The organism is Catenulispora sp. EB89, assembly GCF_041261445.1.
Taxonomy (GTDB): Bacteria; Actinomycetota; Actinomycetes; order Streptomycetales; family Catenulisporaceae; genus Catenulispora.
The window spans coordinates 50,396-68,475 of record NZ_JBGCCU010000031.1 but is presented as its reverse complement, the minus strand read 5'-3'; the positions used below and the strand labels follow the sequence as shown (position 1 = coordinate 68,475).

Sequence of the window (18,080 nt, the reverse complement as noted above, 5' to 3'; positions counted from 1 at the left end):
AACAGTGAGTACTAATCTGATAGCCATCGGGTCGCGCCGGAGCCGGTCGGTGTGGCGGCCTGCGGCTTTGCGCGCCGCGGTGGTGGCGATGGCGGCGGTGCTGTGCGCGTTCGGGTCGGCGATCTGGATCGAGCATCGTGCGCATCTGCACGTCGACATCGTGATCGCGGCCGTGGCGATGACGATGACCTTGGGGCGTGTTCAGCTCGGGGCGGCTCACCGGGACCGGTTGGTCGGGACGGTGGTGGTCGCGGTCGCGGCGGCGGGGGCTTCGGAAGTCAGTTCTCTGCTATCGCGGTATCCGTTCTTCGGGGACGCGGCGTTCACCGCGACGATGGCCGGCGTGATCTGGGTGCGGCGGTTCGGGCCGCGGGCGACGAAGGCCGGGACGGTGGTGGTGGTTCCGTTCATCACGCTGCTGGTGACGCATGGCGAGGGGGTTCCGGCGCACGCTGCGAGTTATGACTTGTGGTGCGCGCTGATCGCGCTGGTTGCGGCGTTCTGGGTCGCGGTGTTTCAGCTTGGCGGTGCGGCTTTGGGCTTTCGCGAGCAGCGCGTCAGGCCATCGCCAGCGGCGCCTGTCGCCCCGCCGTCCACTCCATCTATCGTGTCTGCTCCGCCTGCTTCCCCTGCTCCATCTGCTCCGCCTGCTCCGTCCAGGACCGCTCGCATTCCGGCCAGCACGCGCATGGCCTGCCAGATGGCCGTCGCCCTCGGCGCCGCTTTCGCCCTCGGCCACGGCGTTTTCCACGATCACTGGCCGTGGGCCGTGCTCACCGCGTTCATCGTCTGCAGCGGCTCGCGGGGACGTGGTGACGTGCTGCACAAGGGCGTGCTGCGGGCGGCAGGCGCGGCTGTCGGGACGGTCGTCGCCACCGCGATCGCCGGGGCGTTTCCGGCCGGGGACCGGTGGTCGGTGGTGATCATCTTCACGGTGCTGGGCCTGGCGAGCTGGCTGCGAGAGATCAGTTATGCGTTCTGGGCCGGGAGCGTCACTGCGGCGCTGTCGCTGCTGTACGGGTACTTCGGGCAGAGCGCGCCGTCGTTGTTGGAGACGCGGTTGGAGGCGATCGTCGTCGGTGCGGCGATCGGTATCGCAGTGTCCTGGTTCCTGCTCCCGGTGCGCACCGGGAGCGTGGTGAAGCGCCGGCTGGCCGACGCGCTCGCGGCGTTGAGCGCCTTCCTCGGCGCGCCGATGGGCGACGCGGGCGAGGTGCGGCGGTTGCAGGGGCACTTCCGGCACGCGGTCACGCAGTTGGAGCAGATCGCCAGGCCGTTGCGTGCGCAGCGGATGCTGTCCGGCGCTTCCGACCGTGCCGACGCGGTCGACCTGCTGCATGGCTGCGTCGAGCCGGTCGGGACGCTTGCCGGGGTTTTCGCCGGGACCGGCGCTGGTCCCGGTCCCGGTGCCGGCACCGGTCTGAGCGCCGCCGTCGTACCGGAGTGGGACCCGCTGCGCCGCGCCGTCGCGGCGAACGTCGGGGCGATCCGCCGGGCCCTCGGCGGCCGGCCCGGCACCCCGTTCCGGACGATCGAGTCGCAACCCCGATCCACCGCCGCCTCGGCCCTGATCGCACTGAACACGGCACTCACAGGACTGGCCAAGTCAGCGCTCCTGACTTGGCAGCCCCCTGATTCACCGCCCCAAGCGCCGTCCGAAGCGCCGCCCGCAGCACGGCACATCGCAGCCGACCGGTCAGTTCCCCCACCCGGTGTCGGCGTCCCGCAGCCCACCGAAGATCAAGCGTCCGAAGCACCGCAACGCGGCGCCTCCGTCGTACCAGGCACCGAGAACGCCTCGGACTGCCCCCGTGGATGATGGCATGGCGGATCTCCCCTTCAGGGTGGATTGGGAGTAACGGCGGCCCGACGCCGTAGGCACTGTGTACTGCCTGGTAACCAGGCTCGCACCGGGGCCTCTAAGAGCCCTAACACGGCCCTAACAACCGCGGGCGGGAACGGCTGGGGACGGGCAGACGACTGCCCGTTAGGCTAGCCAGGTGACCGCATCGAACCAGCAGACTCCCGAGCTGACCGTGGAGTCCGTCATCGTGCAGCCGGCCGGCACCGCCCGCGGCCACGCTCGCATCCTTGTCCGACCCGCGGACCACGAAGCCGGTACGACCCTGCGGCTGCACCGCTACCTGCCGCGCCTGACTCTGCTGCGCTACCGCGACCTCGCACAGGACGGCTCAGAACTGGGCCCGGAGCGCAACGCGGTGACCCTTCCGAGCGACGACCCCCGCCGCATCGAGTGCACGGTCGACGTGCCACCAGCGGCGACTCGCGAGTACCGCCTCGAATGGGAACTCAACCCGGACGACCACCCGGCGATCGGCGTGAGCGGCCAGGAGCTACTACTGTTCCGCGCCCACCTGCTGGATCGCGGCGAGGACGGCGCGGAGAACATCTTGGTCCAGCGACTCATCCAGATCCAGTGGGCGTCGCCGTCCTCCGCGTTCGATTACTGGCGCACAAGCGCGAGTACCCCGGAGCCACTGCGGGAAGCGTTGCAGGCACTACTGGATGCGGAAATCCAGACCCCTCGCATATGCGAGTTGTGCCACGCGCGCGACGACCTCGACTTGCTCCTGGCCCAGGACCGGGTATGGGAATGTTCCGCCGAGCCGGAACTGGAGGAAATCCGCCGCATCGTCGTACTCCGCGAACTGGCAGGGGACTCCACGAGAACCTTCGCCGGCACCTTCCGGACAAAGCACCACCACGAAGACCTCAGCACACAACTCGCCGCGGCCCGCGAGCGCCAGAAGGCGCGGCTCATCGCCTACGCACCGCCCGGGACCGAGCAACTGTCCGCGGACTAAAGGTTGTTGCGTAACCCTGCCGGCGGCGGGACGGTCAGGGTGTGGGCGGGATTTTGCGTGCCAAGCCGGTGTGGGTCGAGCTGTTCACGGGGCTACGGATGCGGCAGTTCCGGGCGCTGGTGAAGGTGGTGCGGGAGCGGGGCGGGGCGCACCCGGCGCTGGGCCGGCCATGGGCGCTGACCTTGGAGGAGCGTGTACTGCTTGTGGCGGTGCACTACCGCACGAACCTGACGATGCGGCAGCTGGGTGCGCTGTTCGGGGTCTCGGCCGGGACAGTGTGCCGCACGGTGACGCAGGTGGGTCCGCACCTGGCGTTGGAGCCGGTACGGCGCCGGGCGGAAACCCCGGATCGGCTGTGGATTGTGGACGGCACCATGATCCCGGTCCGGGACCGGAACGTGGCCGCGTCCTCGCGGAACTATCGATTCTCGGCGAACGTGCAGGTCATCATCGATGCCGACTCCCGTCTGGTGATCGCCACCGGCCGGCCGGTGCCCGGTAACGTCGACGACGCGCAAGCGCTGCGCCGCTCCGGCATGGCCGAGGTCTGTGAAGGCCAGGCCGTGCTGGCCGACGGAGCCTATTGGGGCACCGGCTTGATCGTGCCGCACCGCAAACGTACTGGGCGCCCGCTGCTGCCGGCACAGGAGACCGACAACACCGAGCACCGACGAGTCCGCTCCCGAGTCGAGCACACCTTCGCCCGGATGAAGATGAAGAACTACAAGATCCTGCGGGACTGCCGGTGCAAGGGCAACGTCCTGCACACCGCTGTCCAGGCCGTTGCCACCATCCACAATCTCGCCATGGCTGCCTGATCCAGGAAGATCGCGACAACGAGCCCACCTGCACGGACCAAAACTTATGCAACAACCTTTAGCCGGCCCGCCAGGCGCAGCACGCACGGCCCCGCCCACGCCACAACGCTCCTGTCAGCCCTGCCTGTCATGACCCACTGCTGTTGAGGGTTGGCTTGTGCCCCTGAAGATTGGCTGGATCCCGAGGGGCCAGTTATCTAGCGCCGAGCCACTGCGCGTGAGCCGATCGGTCTCAGTCTCAGCCGGTCAGCGTCGCGACGGCCGCCATCCACTGGTGGTTGCAGGACCCTGATGCCTGGAAGCTCCCCGACCCCACGATCTCGTAAGCGGTCGCCAGCTGGTCCGCCGGAGCCACGACAAGGGTCGGCAACGCTGTGAATCCCGAACCCCACGTCGCGTTCTCCCCGCCCTGCACGCCCGCGACGCCGAAGACGATCCCGCCGCCGGAAGCCGAACCCGATGCGAACGGGCCGGACGCCGCGGTCGCCGAAGAGTGGCCGCCGATGCCGGTTACGCCGGAGAAGTCGTCGATCGCGACGTGGTGCTCCGGCGTGGACGGGAACGTGACCGTCACCGACCCGCCGCCGCCGAGCGCCTTCGCGCCGACCGCCGCGAGAATCAGGGTACGATCCCCCGCCCCATCACTCTGGTCCGCGACCACCGAGTAGCTGTTGCCCGCGCTGTCGGACGCCCCCACGCCCCCGGAGTGCGTATTGGTGAGCATCACCGACACCACCAACGTGTCCCCGCCGGCCGACGACCCCGACGTCTGCAGCGTCACCGACGTCGAAGACGACGATGAAGCCGCACTCGACGCCAACCGCCCAACATAAGCCGGAGCCTTCGCAGCCTGCTGCGACGGCGGAGCGCTGGGGCCACCGGTCCCCACAGCACTGGGACCGCCACCGCTGGAAGGAACCGAGCTCGACGGCCGCCCCGCCTTGCTCGCGCTGGACGAACCACCCGGCTGCCCCGCGCTCGTAGCCCCACCGCCAGCGCTGCTCTGGCCACCGGTGGAACCCACCGCCCCGGACGAACCGAGCGAGCTCGGAGCCGTAGCACTCCCGCTGGCCGCACCCCCGCCGCCCTGTTCAGACGTCGACTGCCCCGCCGAACCGCCGGCCAGGTCAGCCCCGGACGGCGCGCCGCCGTTCCCGGTCTGCGACCCCTGCCGCGACGAACCCGCGGCCGCCGCATGCGAGTCGCCGCCACCCGCCGCGAGCACCCCGCCGACCACCGCCACCGCCACGACCAGCGCGGTCGCACCGCCGACGATCACCATGCGACGACGCCGCTGATCACCGTCCCCGGCCCCCGCCGCCGCAGCGACATCCGCGGGCCCGAACGCGACAGCGACCGTCTCAGCGTCCGGCGAAGGCTCCGACGGCAACGGCAGCGCTCCGCCTCCAACGCCGCCGGAACCGCCGCCGGAACCGCTGCGGGAACCTTCAACACCGCCGACCTCGCGCTTGTCCTCGCGCTTGTCCTCGCCCTTGCCCTCATGCTTGTCCGCACCCACGCGAGCCCCCGAATATTCAGATCATCCAACGCCGACAAACGAGCGACTGATCGTATCCGTACAGTCGTCGCCTGCAAACCGCGGACGAACCGAACACCTACGCGGACAGCCCGAGCAGCTTGTCGGCATTCCCATGCGCGATCTTCGCCCGATCCCCCTCCGACAGGTACGAATCGGCCAGAAACGCCACCGCGCCCTCGTTCCCCAGCATCGGGAAGTCGACCGCGTCGATGATCCGGTCCACCCCGACCGTGTCGACGCAGTACCGCAGCTGCGCCTGGTTGAACATCCCACTCGGCGTGATGAACACGTTGTCGCGGAAGTACTCGCGGAACGTCCGGTCCAGCTTCGTCAAGTGCCGCGGCATCGCCTCGTCCAGCCGATCGAGGTAGAACGGGATGAACTCGCCCCAGTGCCCAAGAATGAACTGCAGCCCCGGATACCGATCCAGCACTCCGGCCAGCACCAGATGCAGGAAATGCACCGCCGTCTCCTGGTGCCACCCCCATGCCGCCAGCCGGAACGACGACGACACGACCGGCGACAGCCCACGTCCATAGTCCGCTTCGCCGACAGCCGACGGCGGCGGAGCCGGATGCAGGTAGATCGGCACGTTCAGCGCATCGGCCGCACGCAGGATCGGATCGAATCTCGCCTCGTCCAAGAACTCCCCGTCGGTACGCCCCAGGATCATCGTCCCGACGAAGCCCAACTCCCCGACGCATCGCCGCAGCTCGTCGCCGGCCACCTCCGGCACCGCCGTAGGCAGCGTCGCGAACGCCGCGAACCGCCCCGGATGCTCCCGAACAGCCCGCGCGGCAGTGTCGTTGGCCGTCCGGGTCAAAGCGGGGGCCACATCCGCGGGCAGGAACATGTTCAGGCACGACAGCACCTGCGTGGTGATCCCGTTGCGGTCCATGTCGGCGATCCGCTCGTCGCCGAGGTCCCGCAACAGCTGAAGCCGCTCGGTGTACGGATTCCCGGGAGCGAACAGCTCCGCGTTCGCCGGAACGAGTTCGGCCACGGTCGGCGCGCCGGCCGCGGCGATCGCCGGGTCGGTCCAGTGTTCTTCGAGCGTGACGATGCGCATCGCTACCACCTTGCCTTCTCGACATCCGCGTCTTCAGCGATGTCTCCACCACCCACGATGGTCCCGATCAGCCATAAGCTCAAACACTTGTCTATGATGGAGCGATCAGTTCTGCTGATAGGAGGCCGCGCGTGGAACTGCGACACCTGAAGTACTTCGTCGCCGTCGCCGAGGAAGGCGGCTTCAGCCGCGCCGCACGCCGGCTCCACGTCGTGCAACCCACGCTGAGCATGCAGATCCGCGACCTGGAGAACGAGCTCGGCGGTCCGCTGTTCGACCGCGGCGCCCGACACACCAGGCTCACGGCCGCCGGGGAGGTGTTCCTGGTCGAGGCCCGACAGGTGCTGGCGCAGGCCGAGCGGGCCCAGGCCACGACGCGCCTGACGTTGGAAGGCCGCTCCGGCACGGTCCGCATCGGCGTGGCGGGCGCCGCGGTGCTCGGCGGCATGCTGGCCGACCGGATCCGCGCGTTCCACCAGGCCAGGCCGCTGGTCCGAATCGAGCTGCGGGAGGCCACGCCGCCCCGGCAGCGCGCGGCGATCCTCGCCAACGACCTCGACATCGGCTACAGCGCCCTGCCCGCGCCGCCCGACGAGCCGCGGCTGGCGTCGGTCCCGGTCAGCTCGGTGGCGTTCGTGGTCGCGCTGCCGACCGGTCATGCTCTGGCCGGGCACGAACGATTGACGGTGAAGCAGATCGCCGGCGAGGACCTGATCGAGTACGCGGTCGGCGCGGAGCCGGACGATCAGGTTCCGGACGCACTGCGCCGCGCCGGCCTGACCCTGCCGCCGTCCACGGCTCGCCACCGCGCGGACAGCACGCTGACCGTGCTCGCGCTGGTCGCCGCAGGTGTCGGCGTCGCCGTGGTCCCGGCGGGGGTGCGGAGGGCCGCGGTGCCGGATGTGGTCTACCGGCCGCTCGCGGGATCGGGTCTGGAGGTGGGGTTCCATCTGCTGTACCGGACGACCGAGACCGATCCGGCTGTCTCGGCGTTCTTGGAGGACCGGTCCTCTTAGCGCGTTCCTACAGTTGGCCTCCACGGCCGAGGGAGGGACGCCATGGACGAGCAGCACTACTGGCAGCAGCAAGGCTCCGCGTCGAACCAACCGACGTGGCAGCAGCAACCAAATCAGGGCACGCCGACGAGCGCTCCGGTCACGCCGATCACGCCGATGATGCCGGCCACGCCGCCGGCGCCGAACTCGGGCACCCCGACCGTGCAATTGGGCACCTGGGCCGCGGGGCCGACTCCAGTTCCCGTTCCAGGTTGGCTTTCGCCCCCGCCACCGAAGCCGCAGCGACGGCGGAAGCTGATCCTCGCATCCGGCATCGGCGCGCTGACCGTAGCGGTCCTCGCAGCGGTGACCATCGTCCCGGCCATGTCCACGCATCACGGCACGACCGGCACGACCAGCTCGTCCGCCACCCCCGCCGTCCCCAAGCTGCACCCGGCCCTATCGCAGGCCCCGTTCATGGCCGCCCTGAACACCCTGGCCGCCGCACCCGAAATCCACTACCGCAGCACCGTCGACGGCGACCCGATCGACATCCGCGTCACCGGCCACGGCGAGTCCGTCGGCACCATCACCGACAGCGGCGCCGCGATCAGCCTGCTCAGCGTCGCCGGCAAGCTCTACATCAAGCCGCCGGCCTCGGGCCTGCCCGGCGTGACGAACAAAGCCCAGCTCGCAGCGATCAGCGGCAAGTGGCTGACCGGCAAGGACGTCGACACCCTGCTCGGCGACCGCCTCGCCCCCTTCGTCCCGCCCGGACAACTCGCCGACCGGCTGGCCCAGGCCCTGGCCGCCGGCGGCGATCTCCCGTCCGACACCGACCCCGGAACCGTGGTCGACGGTGTTCGTGTCCTGACGGCGAAGACCTCGCTGGGCACCTTGTCAGTGTCCAGAGACGCCCCGTACCGCATCGTGTCGCTCGGCGACGGCGCGGCGTCCCCGCCCCCGCCGAACAACGGCTCCCCGACAGCCGCGGCGGCGGCCTTCACCTGGACCGGCCGGCAAGCTCCCGACACCGACTTCCCCACCGACCCGTCCACCGAGCCCGCCGCCACCGACAACGAAATCCTCGACGACACCAAGCAGCTGGCGACCGCCGTCAACAGCGACCTCCAGTTCAAACTCCAGGGCAACGGCCAGATCAGCTGCAACGCCGGCGGCTGCCAGGTCAGCGTCGCCGTCAGCAACACGATCGACCCGACCACCGCGAACGCGAAGATCACCGGCGGCCAGATCTCGGCGGAGCTGCACGCGGACGTCAGCATCGAGGGCGAACCGGCAGGGTCCTGCGACTCCAGCGGCCAGCTCCCGCTCAACAACACCGCCACGATGGGCTGCTCGGACCCCGGCGCCGGCGGCGTGTTCACGTCCGTCGACGCCGAGAAGAAGGCGGCGGCCGAGGCCCAGTCCAGGGCCGAGAACGGCGCCGAAGTCCCCTATTACGTGCACTTCAACGGCGAGTACTACGTCTACGCCACGGCCCAGGTCTCCGTCGACCAGCTCGTCCGGGACGAGGAGAATCAGCAGGCTGACGACCAGCAAGAAGACCCGTGCTCGCCCGCGAACGCCGTGCCGAGCGCGTTCCGCACCGCCGCCCCCGGCGCCGCCGCGAGTTGCCCGACGACGGCCCGCCTGGTCGGCCCCGACGGGAAGCCGCTCGCCAACCCCGACCCGATCGCGAACAAGCTGAAGAACTACGTCGACCAGGCCCTCGACGCCTGGAACAAGGGCAAGATCGGCTACACCAGGGACAACCTCGCCTCGATCGCCAAGTCGAAGAACCCGACCGCCCTCACCAACGCGCTCAAGGGCAGCATCCTCGACGACTATGTCAAGACTCTGACCGACAACGACCCCGCACTGCGCAACCTCTTCGGAGCACGCAGCGGCGACTACGGCCCCGACTGGATCAACGCGGGCACCACCGGCACGAACCGCTGGTACGACCTGACGACTCGGAAGCAGTGGGCCAACCACGTGAAGAAGTACACGAAGCCGTTCGGGGCGGGCATCGGCATCCTGTGGAGCTGAGAGCGAGAGCCGAGCACCGTCAACGCGGAAGAATCAGCGCAGCACCGCAGACAGCAAATCGCCGCCAAGCGCAGTCAGCACCGACGCGTCCACCGCGTAATACACATACCGCCCACGCCGCTCGGTCACCAACAACCCCGCCTTCCGCAGCACCGCGAGGTGCCGCGAGACCTCCGGAGGCGTCAGCCGCCAGGCGTCGGCGAGTTCGCCCGTGGTGTGCGGGCTCCGAGCCATCGTCCGCACCAGCCGGAGCCGCACCGGATGCGACAGCGCCTGGAGCCGCCGCTCGATGACGTCCATCGGCACCGGACGCTCCACCACGCTCAGCTCGGCGACCGGATACTGCATCACCGGCCGCCAGCCGGCGGCGTGGACCGCGACCAGATGCGGGCTGCCGAACACACTCGGGATGAGCGTCATCCCGACGCCCTGCGCGCTCGTCGCGTTGTCCTGCAGCTTGTCCACGACGATGCACTCGCCTGCGTCCCCCAGCGCCGTGACCGCCACCGCGCCGGACACCGAGGCCAGCGCCCGGCCGATGCCTCCGCGCTCGCGCAGATCCGTCTTCACCTGCGCGTCGGCCGCCAGCCGCACCACGACGTCCGGCCAGGCGGCGTCGAAGAACGCCTCGGCGCACTGCTCAAGCGTCTGCCGCACCCGCTGCCGCACCGCCGCCGGATCGGCCAGCAGCCGCTCGGCGAACGCCTCCTGCACCGCGCCGCGCGCCTGAGCCTGCTCCAGCGCACGCTCGCGCGCCGCGTCGTCGGTCAGCGGCGAGGCCGCGCCGAAGTGGACGCGGTTGCTGCCGCACGTCGTGACCAGCGCGGAAAGCACGTAGGCCTCGTCGTCGATGCGGTCGACGTCGTCCAACTCCTCCTTCAGGCTCGGCTTCGGCCGGGCCGGGAGCAGGAAGTCCGCCCGCGAGGAGCGCCACAGGAACTCGGCCTCCTGAAGGCGCTCGGCCAGCTCCGGACGCAGCGCCGCACGGACGCCGGCGGCCCAGGGCGCGACGTTCAGGTGGTGCTCGGTGGCGGCCAGCGCGTGCAGCATCGCGGTCAGCTCGGCGAGCGGGGAGACGGCGAAGCGCAGCCGCTCGGGCGGCATGCCGGTGATGTCGATGCGCAAGGTCACGGGACCATTGTCGCTGGTGGCGGTACTGAACGCCGCGTCGGTTGACGCGTTTCGTCAACTCACGTGACCGTTCGGCGGACGGTCCGCACCTTTGAGCCATGACCATGAGCGCGCCCACCGTGCCCGACGACACCGCCGCGTCCGGCGCCACCACCCCTGGCGCCCCTGCGTCCGAGGCCCCCTCGTCCGACGCCTCTTCGTCCGACGCCTCTTCGAATGACGCCGCCTCGCCTGAAGACCGGCCCGCTGCCGCCCGACCCCGCGTCAGCGCACGCGGCCTGCTGCGCGCCACCGGCGGACCCCGCTACGCCGTCGCGCTGCTCGTCGACTCCTTCGGCAACGGCCTGCTGCGGCCGTTCCTGCTGCTCTACGGCATCGCCGTCCTGCACCTGTCGGCACCGACCGCCGGCGCGGCCATGACCGTCGGCATCATCGCCGGCCTCGCCGCGACCCCCTTCGCCGGCCGCTGGCTCGACACCGGCGCCCGCAGCACGGTCGTGGCCGCGGCGATGCTGATCCGGGTCCTCGGCACGGTGTTGCTGCTGGCGGCCCCGGCCGGCAGCGTCGCGCTGTTCACCGCGGGCGCGCTGTTCCTCGGGATCGGCAACCAGACCATGCCGACCGCGCACTCCGCGCTCATCGCCACCATCGCGAAGGGCCGCGAGCGGGACGCGGCCAGCGCAGCGGCGCGTTCGGTGCGCAACGCCGGCATGGGCCTCGGCGCACTGGCCGCCACCGCCGGCCTGGCCGGCGGTCCGACCGCGATGCGCTGGCTCGCGGTGGGGACCGGGTTCAGCTTCCTCGGATCCGCGTCACTGGCGTGGTCGGTCCGCATCCGCGCGGAGTCCACGCCCGCCACCGCCGCCGATGTCCGCTCCGGTCCCGGTCCGGCTCTGCACACGCTGCTGGTGGCGAACATCATGTACGTGTTCTGCGTCAACGTCCCGGAGATCGCCCTGCCGTTGATCCTGGTGAAGCTGCTGCACGCCTCGCCGGCCTGGGCCGCCGGGATCTTCGTCACCAACACCGCGCTCGTGGTCGCCTTCCAGGTGCCCGTGACCATCTTCCTGGCGCGTTGGCCGCGCAGCGTCGCGCTGGCGGCCTCCGGGTTGGTGATCGCGACGTCCTACGGGGGATTCCTGCTCGCCTCGGACCTCGGCCACAGCTACGCCGCGGCCGCCGTCGCGGGCGTATCAGTGCTCTGCACGTTCGGCGAGATCATGTACGCCGGAAGCATCGGCCCGCTGCTGATCGCGATCACCCCGCCGCAGGTGCTCGGTCGTACGCTGGGGCGCTTCCAGTTGTCCAACGGTGTGGGACTGGCCATCTCGCCGACGGTCATCACCGTCCTGGCCTCGCACGGCTCGGCCGCGCTGTGGCTGCCTCTGGCCGCCGGGACGCTGGCCGCCGCCTGGTCGGTCCGGCGGCTGTCGGAGAACGAACAAACGTGAGCATCGCGCTGACGGCCCTGACGACGAGGCAGCGGCACCGGACCGATACCGACACCGACACCGACACGGCCCCGAAACGCGCTACCGCGGTTCGCCGACCCAGCCCCGCAGCGGCTCGTCGGGCCACAGCTGGACCGCCTTCTCGGCGGCAGCACGGATGGCGGCGCCGTCGAGTTCGCAGCGTGCCTCGGTGACGCCCTGGGCGAGCCAGGACACGACGATGGTGACGGCGCCGTCCGGAGGGAGCGGGTGGATCCAGTAGGTCAGGTCGTAGGATCGGCCGCCACCTCCGCCGCGGCTGGAGAGCAGGACCACTTCGTCGGGATCGGCTTCGTTGTCGGGCGTGTCGTGCGGGCGCGGCTGGTTGGAGGCGGCGCGGCGGCCGTCGGCGAACAGGACGCCGACACGCAGGTTTTGCTCGGGATCAGTGTCCGCTCTGACGGTGTTCCGCACATAGTCCCGGCGGCGGCCGTGGGGGTTGATCTCTTCGCTGTCGTCACGAGTCCGGATGTGGATGGAGAAGTCGAAGCCGTTGGGATACACCGAAAGGCCGCCGATGGCGATGGCGAGCCGCTCCTCATGGACGAGGATCGCGTTCTCGGCCATCGCCGCCGGCAACGCGGCATCCGGCCGCACCCACGCCGGACGCGGCGGCGCCGGCGCTGGCTCGGGCGGGGGTGCGGGTTCTGGGAAGGTGTCGAAGAAGTCCATGACACAACGATGGCAGAGGACTGATGTCCAGGAGTTCTCCTGGGGCATCTGAGGCGCCTGGGGCGCTATAGCACCGAGGCGAGTTCGCCGGGTTCGGTGGCCCGCCAGGCGATGACGCCGTCCGGGCGCACGAGCGTCGCGCCGTCCTAGGCGAGGCATCCGTGGCAGTGGCGAAGGCGCTCGGCGGGTCGCCGCCGGCATAAGGGGAATCAGCCGTCGAACTCGTCGCCCGAACGCACCGGCACCCGCCCCTGCACCGCGCGCACAGCGTCCTCGCACGCCGCGCCGATGTGCCGCAGCACGGCCTCGACCTGCGTGCCGCAGTGCGCGGGGACGTGTTCGCACAGCTCGATCAGCTGGCTGGCGGCGAGCAGTTGGGCGTCGAGGCGTCGCAGGATCGTGCGACCGGTGTCGGAGTAGCGCAGGACGGGGTCGCGGCGCAGGGCGTCGAGTGCGGCGGCGGGGTCGGAGCGCGGACTGCGGCGGGCGGGGTGCGGCGGCGGGAAGGCGGCGACGCCGGGCTGCGGCTGGCCCGGCTGCGAGCCGGCGCGGCCTTCGGGGACCGGGGAAAGCCCGGCCAACACGCGGCGGCGCACGTCGTGCGCGGTGCCGAGCGAGATCCCGGCCTCGCGCGCCATCGCCCGCACCGGCATCTCCGGGCGTTCGGCGAGGAGGCGCGCGGCGGCCCGGCGGCCCTCGTGGGCGTTCACCGGCCGGACCCGGCCGTCCGCGCCGACCCGCAGGTGCGAGGCACGGCGCTCGCCGAGGGTGCGGCGCACCGCGGAGACGGTGCCGGCGGACAGGCCCACGGCCTTGCCGACCTCGCGGTCGGACCGCATCGGGGTGGCGAGCAGGATCTCCGCCGCGGCGGCACGGCGCTCGGCCACGGACGTCGCCGGGTCGGGTTCCTGCGCCGGCTGGAGGTGTTCGACCTCGAAGTCGCAGCCGAACTGCGGGTCGGATTCGGAGCCCGGATCGCAGCCGAAACCCGGATCGGAGCCGGAGCCGACCTGGCAGTGCGGCGTCAAACAAAGGCAAGTGTCAGTCACGTGGCGTCCCCCTAGGCGCGGAGTGCTTGCCTGAAGCCTCCCCGGCCCGCCCCACACGGCGATAACACGGACCTAACACGCACTGACATCATGCGCTCAAGATCTATATACAGGGGCGTCTAAGATCGGTGCCTGTGCAGAGCATCTGCGTCTTCTCCGGCTCGTCCCACGGCCGCGGCGAACAGTACCTCGACGCGGCCAGGCACGTCGGCGCGGGATTGGCCGGCCGCGGCATCACCGTGGTCTACGGCGGTGCGCGTGTCGGCACGATGGGCAGCCTCGCCGACGGCGCGCTGGCCGCCGGCGGACGCGTGGTCGGCGTCATCCCGCGGGCTCTGGTCGACTGGGGCGTCGCGCACCAGGGGCTCAGCGAGCTGCACGTCGCCGAGGACCTGCACCGGCGCAAGGCGATGATGGCCGAGCGCGCGGAGGGGTTCATCGCGCTGCCCGGCGGGTCCGGGACGCTGGAAGAGTTGTTCGAGATCTGGACGTGGGGGCAGATCGGGCTGCACACGAAGCCGGTCGGGCTCCTGGACGTCGCCGGCTACTTCACGCCTCTGGTCGCGTTCCTCGATCACATGACGCGCGAGGGCTTCCTGCACCAGCCGCACCGCGAGATGTTGATCGTTGAGAAGGACCTCGATGTGATGCTGGAACGCTTCGAGACATATCAGCCGCCTGAGTACCAGTGGCGCGAGGACCCGCTCACTGAATAGCCACGGAATGTGGTTTCCTGCGCACCGAACCACTCTGCCCTGATCTGTTCCCCGCGTGTGCCACATCTTGCCACGGTCAGGACACTCATACCGAGGAGTCTTGCGGGATGATCCGTGCCGAGGGAGTGGAATGATGTTGCACAGGAGAAGACGGCTCGCGGCTTCGGCCGCCATCATCGTCGCACTGGCGTGTGGGGCGCTGACCGGAACCGGAGGTGCGAGCGCCCAGAGCACGACGAACGCGGCCCCGAACGCCGACGCCAACGCGAACACCAACGCGAACCCGAACAACGACGGCGGGAACCGGCCCTGGCTGCCGCCGACCCCGAACCAGTGGCCGCTGGTCGTCAACGCCTCGCACACCGCGGAGCAGGAGATCACGCGCGGTATCGACTACCACACCGACACCTACCAGGCGGTCGGTGGTGTGCAGCACTCGACGGAGCTCACCGTCGACCTGACGGACCCGAACGTCCGGCTCGGCGTCGTGGAGTCGCACAACGAGCTCAGCGATCCCGCCGACGAGATCCCCTCGTCGATGGCGGACCGGACCGGCGCGGTCGCCGGGATCAACGGGGACTTCTTCGACATCTACGGCTCCGGACGGCCGCACGGCATGGTCGTCGTCGACGGCCGGCTGGTGAAGAGCCCGAACCCGGGGTGGAACCAGAACCTCGTGGTGCGCGCCGACGGCTCGATCGGCATCGGCGCCGAGGCGTATTCGGGCACTGCCACGGACGGCACCGCGAGCCACCTGATCAGCTCGGTCAACTTCGTGGACGACCTGTCCGCCAACGGCCTGGTGCGGATCACGCCGGACCTCGGGGACAGCGGGAAGATCCCGGCGTCGGTCGTGGTGTCCGGACACCGGGACCCGGCCGCCTCCGGCGTCCTGGTCGTGGACAAGGTGACGCCGAACGTCACCGACCTGACGCCGCTGCCCGCCGGGACCGAGGACCTGGCCGGTTCGGGCACCTCGGGCCAGTGGCTCACCGCGACCGCGCACGTGGGCGACCGAATCGCCATCGCTGAGGCGATCAGCCCGGACAACAACGTGCGCCAGGCGCTGTCCGGCGGCGCCGTGCTCGTGCAGAACGGGACGATGGCCGTGCCGCTCCAGGGCGGCGGCGAGAACAACGTCAACGACCCGGTCACGGGTCTGGGCGTGACGAAGGACGGCAAGCACGCGATCGTCGCGGTCTTCGACGGCCACCAGCCGGAGGACGCGGCCGAGGGCCTGACGCGGCCGCAGCTGGCCGGGTGGATGATGGCGCACGGCGCGTACAACGCGATGCTGTTCGACTCCGGCGGCTCCAGCGAGATGGTCGCCCGGCAACCGGGGCAGCAGCAGGTCAGCGTCAGCAACACGCCGTCGGACGGGCACGAGCGGCCGGTGGCCAACGGCCTGTTCTTCTACAGCACCGAGGCGCACCCGGGGCCGGCGGTGAAGGCCGTCGCCAACGCCGGCGCGCCGCTGGCCGTGCTGACGAACAGCACGGTCCCGGTCGCGGCGTACGCGGTCGACAAGCTGGGGAACCCGGCGAGCGATCCGGCGAGCCTGTCGGTGCGGCCGGCCTCTCGGGCGAGTATCAGTACCGGGACGAGCGGGGCTTCGCTGACCGCGTCCGGCGAGCCGGGCACCGGTGAGCTGGTCGTGAAGGCCGGTCGGGCGCGCGATTCGGTGCCGCTGCGGGTGACCGACCGGCTGACCTCGCTGTCGGTCAGCCCGGCCACGGTCGATCTGAACAACGGCGGGACGCAGCAGCTCACGATCAGCGCCACGACGCGGGACAAGCAGCCGGTGTCGCTGCTGCCGGCGTCGGTGACGTGGACGGCGTCGCCGTCGAACCTGGGCAGCGTCGATCCCGCGACGGGGTTGTTCACCGCGGCGGCGAGCGGCGAAGGGCTGGTGACGGTCACGGCCAGTGCGGCCGGGGCGAGCGCGACGGTTTCGATCGCGGTGGGTCAGCGTTCTGAAATCGTCGACTCGATGACCGATGTGGGGAACTGGGCCGTGCGGGCGCACGGCGGCGCGACGGGGAGCCTGTCGCTGTCGACGACGACCAAGCGGCTGCCGGGCGACGCCGGTTCGATGGACGTGAGCTACAACATTCCGGCGGGGAACGGCGTCAAGCAGGTCGTGTTCTTCCCGAACGGGAACGAGTCGTTCCCGCCGCCCGGGGAGACGCAGCTGCCGGACGGCGTCGGGGTGTGGATCAAGGGCACCGGGACCGGCGGTTCGGGGTCGCCGCTGGGGTTGGGGAACCTGACGTTGGCCGAGGCGTACACCGAGGTGAACGGGCAGTACGTCGACTTCTATCCGTCGACGGTGACGTACGACGGGTGGCAGCTGATCGTGGCGAACCTGCCGGCGGGCCTGCAGTTCCCGATGACTGTGAACTTCCTGGACTTCCTGGTCATAAGCCCGACGCAGCACCTGTCCGGGGACCTGTATGTCAGTGATCTGCAGGCGCTGTACTCGCCGCGGCCGTTGGTGACGCCGCCGTACGTGGCGATCCCGCACAATCCGTCGTGGTTGCAGTACACCGAGGACCCGGCAAAGTTCCGGGCCGGGGGGACCACGCTGGCGGCGCTGGACGACGCGCACACGCATGCCGACGACCCGAACTCGACCGGGAGTGTGGTGCTGAAGCAGGACGGGGCGCAGATCAAGGCGCTGCCGGCGAGCCAGACCGGGGCGTTGTCGTTGCAGACGATGGGCGACATGAGCGATTCCGGGACGATGGCGAACCTGACGTATCTGAAGTCGCTGCTGGACGGCACCGGGCTGGCCTACCACGAGGGGGTCGGCAACCACGAGATCACGCAGGGTGCTGATCCGGAGAACAAGAACTGGACCAGTCTGTTCGGGCCGACGCACTACAGCTACACGCAGGGTGCGGCGAACGTCGTGGTGACGGACAGTTCGCACATCGGGATCCTGCCCTCGGATCCGTACCAGGTGCCGGCGAGCGATCCGTCGCAGTACCAGTGGCTGGCCGACCAGCTGACGGCGAACCGGTCGCCGGTGGTGTTCGTGGTGAGTCATGTGCCGGCCTACGACCCGCATCCGCAGCAGGACAGCCAGTTCGCGGACCGGTGGGAGGCGCAGATGTACGAGACGCTGGTGCAGAAGTATCAGGACTCGCATCCGCGGACGCATGTGATCATGCTGTTCGGGCACGCTCGTGGCTGGGCTGAGAATCTGCTGGACCCGACGGGGCACGACACGGCGCACGGGATACCGAACTTCGTGGTCGCGGATGCCGGGGTTGAGGCTTATGCGCCGGCGGACAAGGGTGGGTTCTACAACTACGGACTGTTCCATGTGCTGCCGAACGGGGATGTGCAGTTCGCGGCGATTCCTACGTTGGCGAGTATTGCGGTAAGCGGTGCTACCGCTGGTACTACGACGGGTACTACGACTGACGCTACGACTGGCGCTACGACTGGGGCGGCGTCGCTGCACGTCGGGCAGACGACGCAGCTGTCGGCGACCGGGACCACGCCGACCGGGGACGATCTGCCGGCGCTGAGCGTGCCGATCGCGGACCCGGCTTCGCATGTGTGGCGGAGTTCGGATCCGCGGGTGGCCAGCGTGGATGCGGTCACCGGTGTGGTACATGCGAAGTGCCCGGGAACGGCGACGATCTCGGTGACGTCGGGCGGGGTTACCGGGTCTTTGACGGTGACGGTCGCTAAGTCCTAACGCTTTGACGTCGTCCT

At 70.2% G+C, this 18,080-nt stretch carries 13 protein-coding genes and 1 pseudogene; 8 read left to right on the top strand and 6 right to left on the bottom strand.

Annotated features, from left to right (window positions below; all coding sequences use genetic code 11):
• Positions 1-4 precede the first annotated feature (4 nt).
• From ABH920_RS42595 to ABH920_RS42585, 3 genes are all read left to right on the top strand, one after another.
• Entirely contained in the window at positions 5-1,819 is a 1,815-nt protein-coding gene (locus ABH920_RS42595) for an FUSC family protein (protein ID WP_370355015.1), read from the top strand.
• A gap of 181 nt (positions 1,820-2,000) precedes the next feature.
• The gene (locus ABH920_RS42590) at positions 2,001-2,825 is read left to right on the top strand and encodes a hypothetical protein (RefSeq protein ID WP_370355014.1); all 825 of its coding nucleotides are present in this window, start codon (positions 2,001-2,003) and stop codon (positions 2,823-2,825) included.
• 98 nt (positions 2,826-2,923) lie between these two features.
• Complete coding sequence (locus ABH920_RS42585; protein WP_370355060.1) at positions 2,924-3,643, top strand: transposase family protein; 720 nt, start codon at positions 2,924-2,926, stop codon at positions 3,641-3,643.
• A 238-nt stretch (positions 3,644-3,881) separates the two neighbouring features.
• On the opposite strand, the gene ABH920_RS42580 is transcribed toward ABH920_RS42585, so the two are convergent.
• Together ABH920_RS42580 and ABH920_RS42575 are read right to left on the bottom strand one after the other, a co-directional pair.
• Positions 3,882-5,162, bottom strand: coding sequence for a hypothetical protein (locus tag ABH920_RS42580; RefSeq protein ID WP_370355013.1), 1,281 nt, complete (start codon positions 5,160-5,162; stop codon positions 3,882-3,884).
• A 97-nt stretch (positions 5,163-5,259) separates the two neighbouring features.
• On the bottom strand, positions 5,260-6,252 hold the full coding sequence (locus ABH920_RS42575; RefSeq protein WP_370355012.1) for an amidohydrolase family protein: 993 nt from the start codon (positions 6,250-6,252) through the stop codon (positions 5,260-5,262).
• A 131-nt stretch (positions 6,253-6,383) separates the two neighbouring features.
• On the opposite strand from ABH920_RS42575, the gene ABH920_RS42570 reads away from it, so the two are divergent.
• Both ABH920_RS42570 and ABH920_RS42565 read left to right on the top strand, forming a co-directional pair.
• The gene (locus ABH920_RS42570; RefSeq protein WP_370355011.1) at positions 6,384-7,268 is read left to right on the top strand and encodes a LysR family transcriptional regulator; all 885 of its coding nucleotides are present in this window, start codon (positions 6,384-6,386) and stop codon (positions 7,266-7,268) included.
• A 42-nt stretch (positions 7,269-7,310) separates the two neighbouring features.
• A complete protein-coding gene (locus ABH920_RS42565; RefSeq protein WP_370355010.1) occupies positions 7,311-9,296 on the top strand; it encodes a hypothetical protein in 1,986 nt (661 codons plus the stop codon).
• 33 nt (positions 9,297-9,329) lie between these two features.
• Here ABH920_RS42565 and ABH920_RS42560 read toward each other — a convergent pair whose 3' ends face one another.
• Positions 9,330-10,427, bottom strand: coding sequence for a DUF5937 family protein (locus tag ABH920_RS42560; protein WP_370355009.1), 1,098 nt, complete (start codon positions 10,425-10,427; stop codon positions 9,330-9,332).
• A 98-nt stretch (positions 10,428-10,525) separates the two neighbouring features.
• Here ABH920_RS42560 and ABH920_RS42555 point away from each other — a divergent pair, with 98 nt between their 5' ends.
• Positions 10,526-11,878: an MFS transporter gene (locus tag ABH920_RS42555; protein ID WP_370355008.1), complete on the top strand. Its 1,353-nt coding sequence runs from the start codon at positions 10,526-10,528 to the stop codon at positions 11,876-11,878.
• Between the two features lie 81 nt (positions 11,879-11,959).
• On the opposite strand, the gene ABH920_RS42550 is transcribed toward ABH920_RS42555, so the two are convergent.
• The 3 genes and pseudogenes from ABH920_RS42550 to ABH920_RS42540 form a co-directional block, all read right to left on the bottom strand.
• Positions 11,960-12,589, bottom strand: coding sequence for a hypothetical protein (locus tag ABH920_RS42550; RefSeq protein ID WP_370355007.1), 630 nt, complete (start codon positions 12,587-12,589; stop codon positions 11,960-11,962).
• 65 nt (positions 12,590-12,654) lie between these two features.
• Positions 12,655-12,726: pseudogene (locus tag ABH920_RS42545) on the bottom strand (hypothetical protein); the annotation flags it as partial.
• Positions 12,727-12,798: 72 nt separating this feature from the next.
• Complete coding sequence (locus ABH920_RS42540; RefSeq protein WP_370355006.1) at positions 12,799-13,638, bottom strand: hypothetical protein; 840 nt, start codon at positions 13,636-13,638, stop codon at positions 12,799-12,801.
• Between the two features lie 134 nt (positions 13,639-13,772).
• On the opposite strand from ABH920_RS42540, the gene ABH920_RS42535 reads away from it, so the two are divergent.
• Both ABH920_RS42535 and ABH920_RS42530 read left to right on the top strand, forming a co-directional pair.
• A complete protein-coding gene (locus ABH920_RS42535; RefSeq protein WP_370355005.1) occupies positions 13,773-14,354 on the top strand; it encodes a TIGR00730 family Rossman fold protein in 582 nt (193 codons plus the stop codon).
• Between the two features lie 130 nt (positions 14,355-14,484).
• Complete coding sequence (locus ABH920_RS42530; protein WP_370355004.1) at positions 14,485-18,063, top strand: phosphodiester glycosidase family protein; 3,579 nt, start codon at positions 14,485-14,487, stop codon at positions 18,061-18,063.
• The last annotated feature ends 17 nt before the right edge of the window (positions 18,064-18,080 follow it).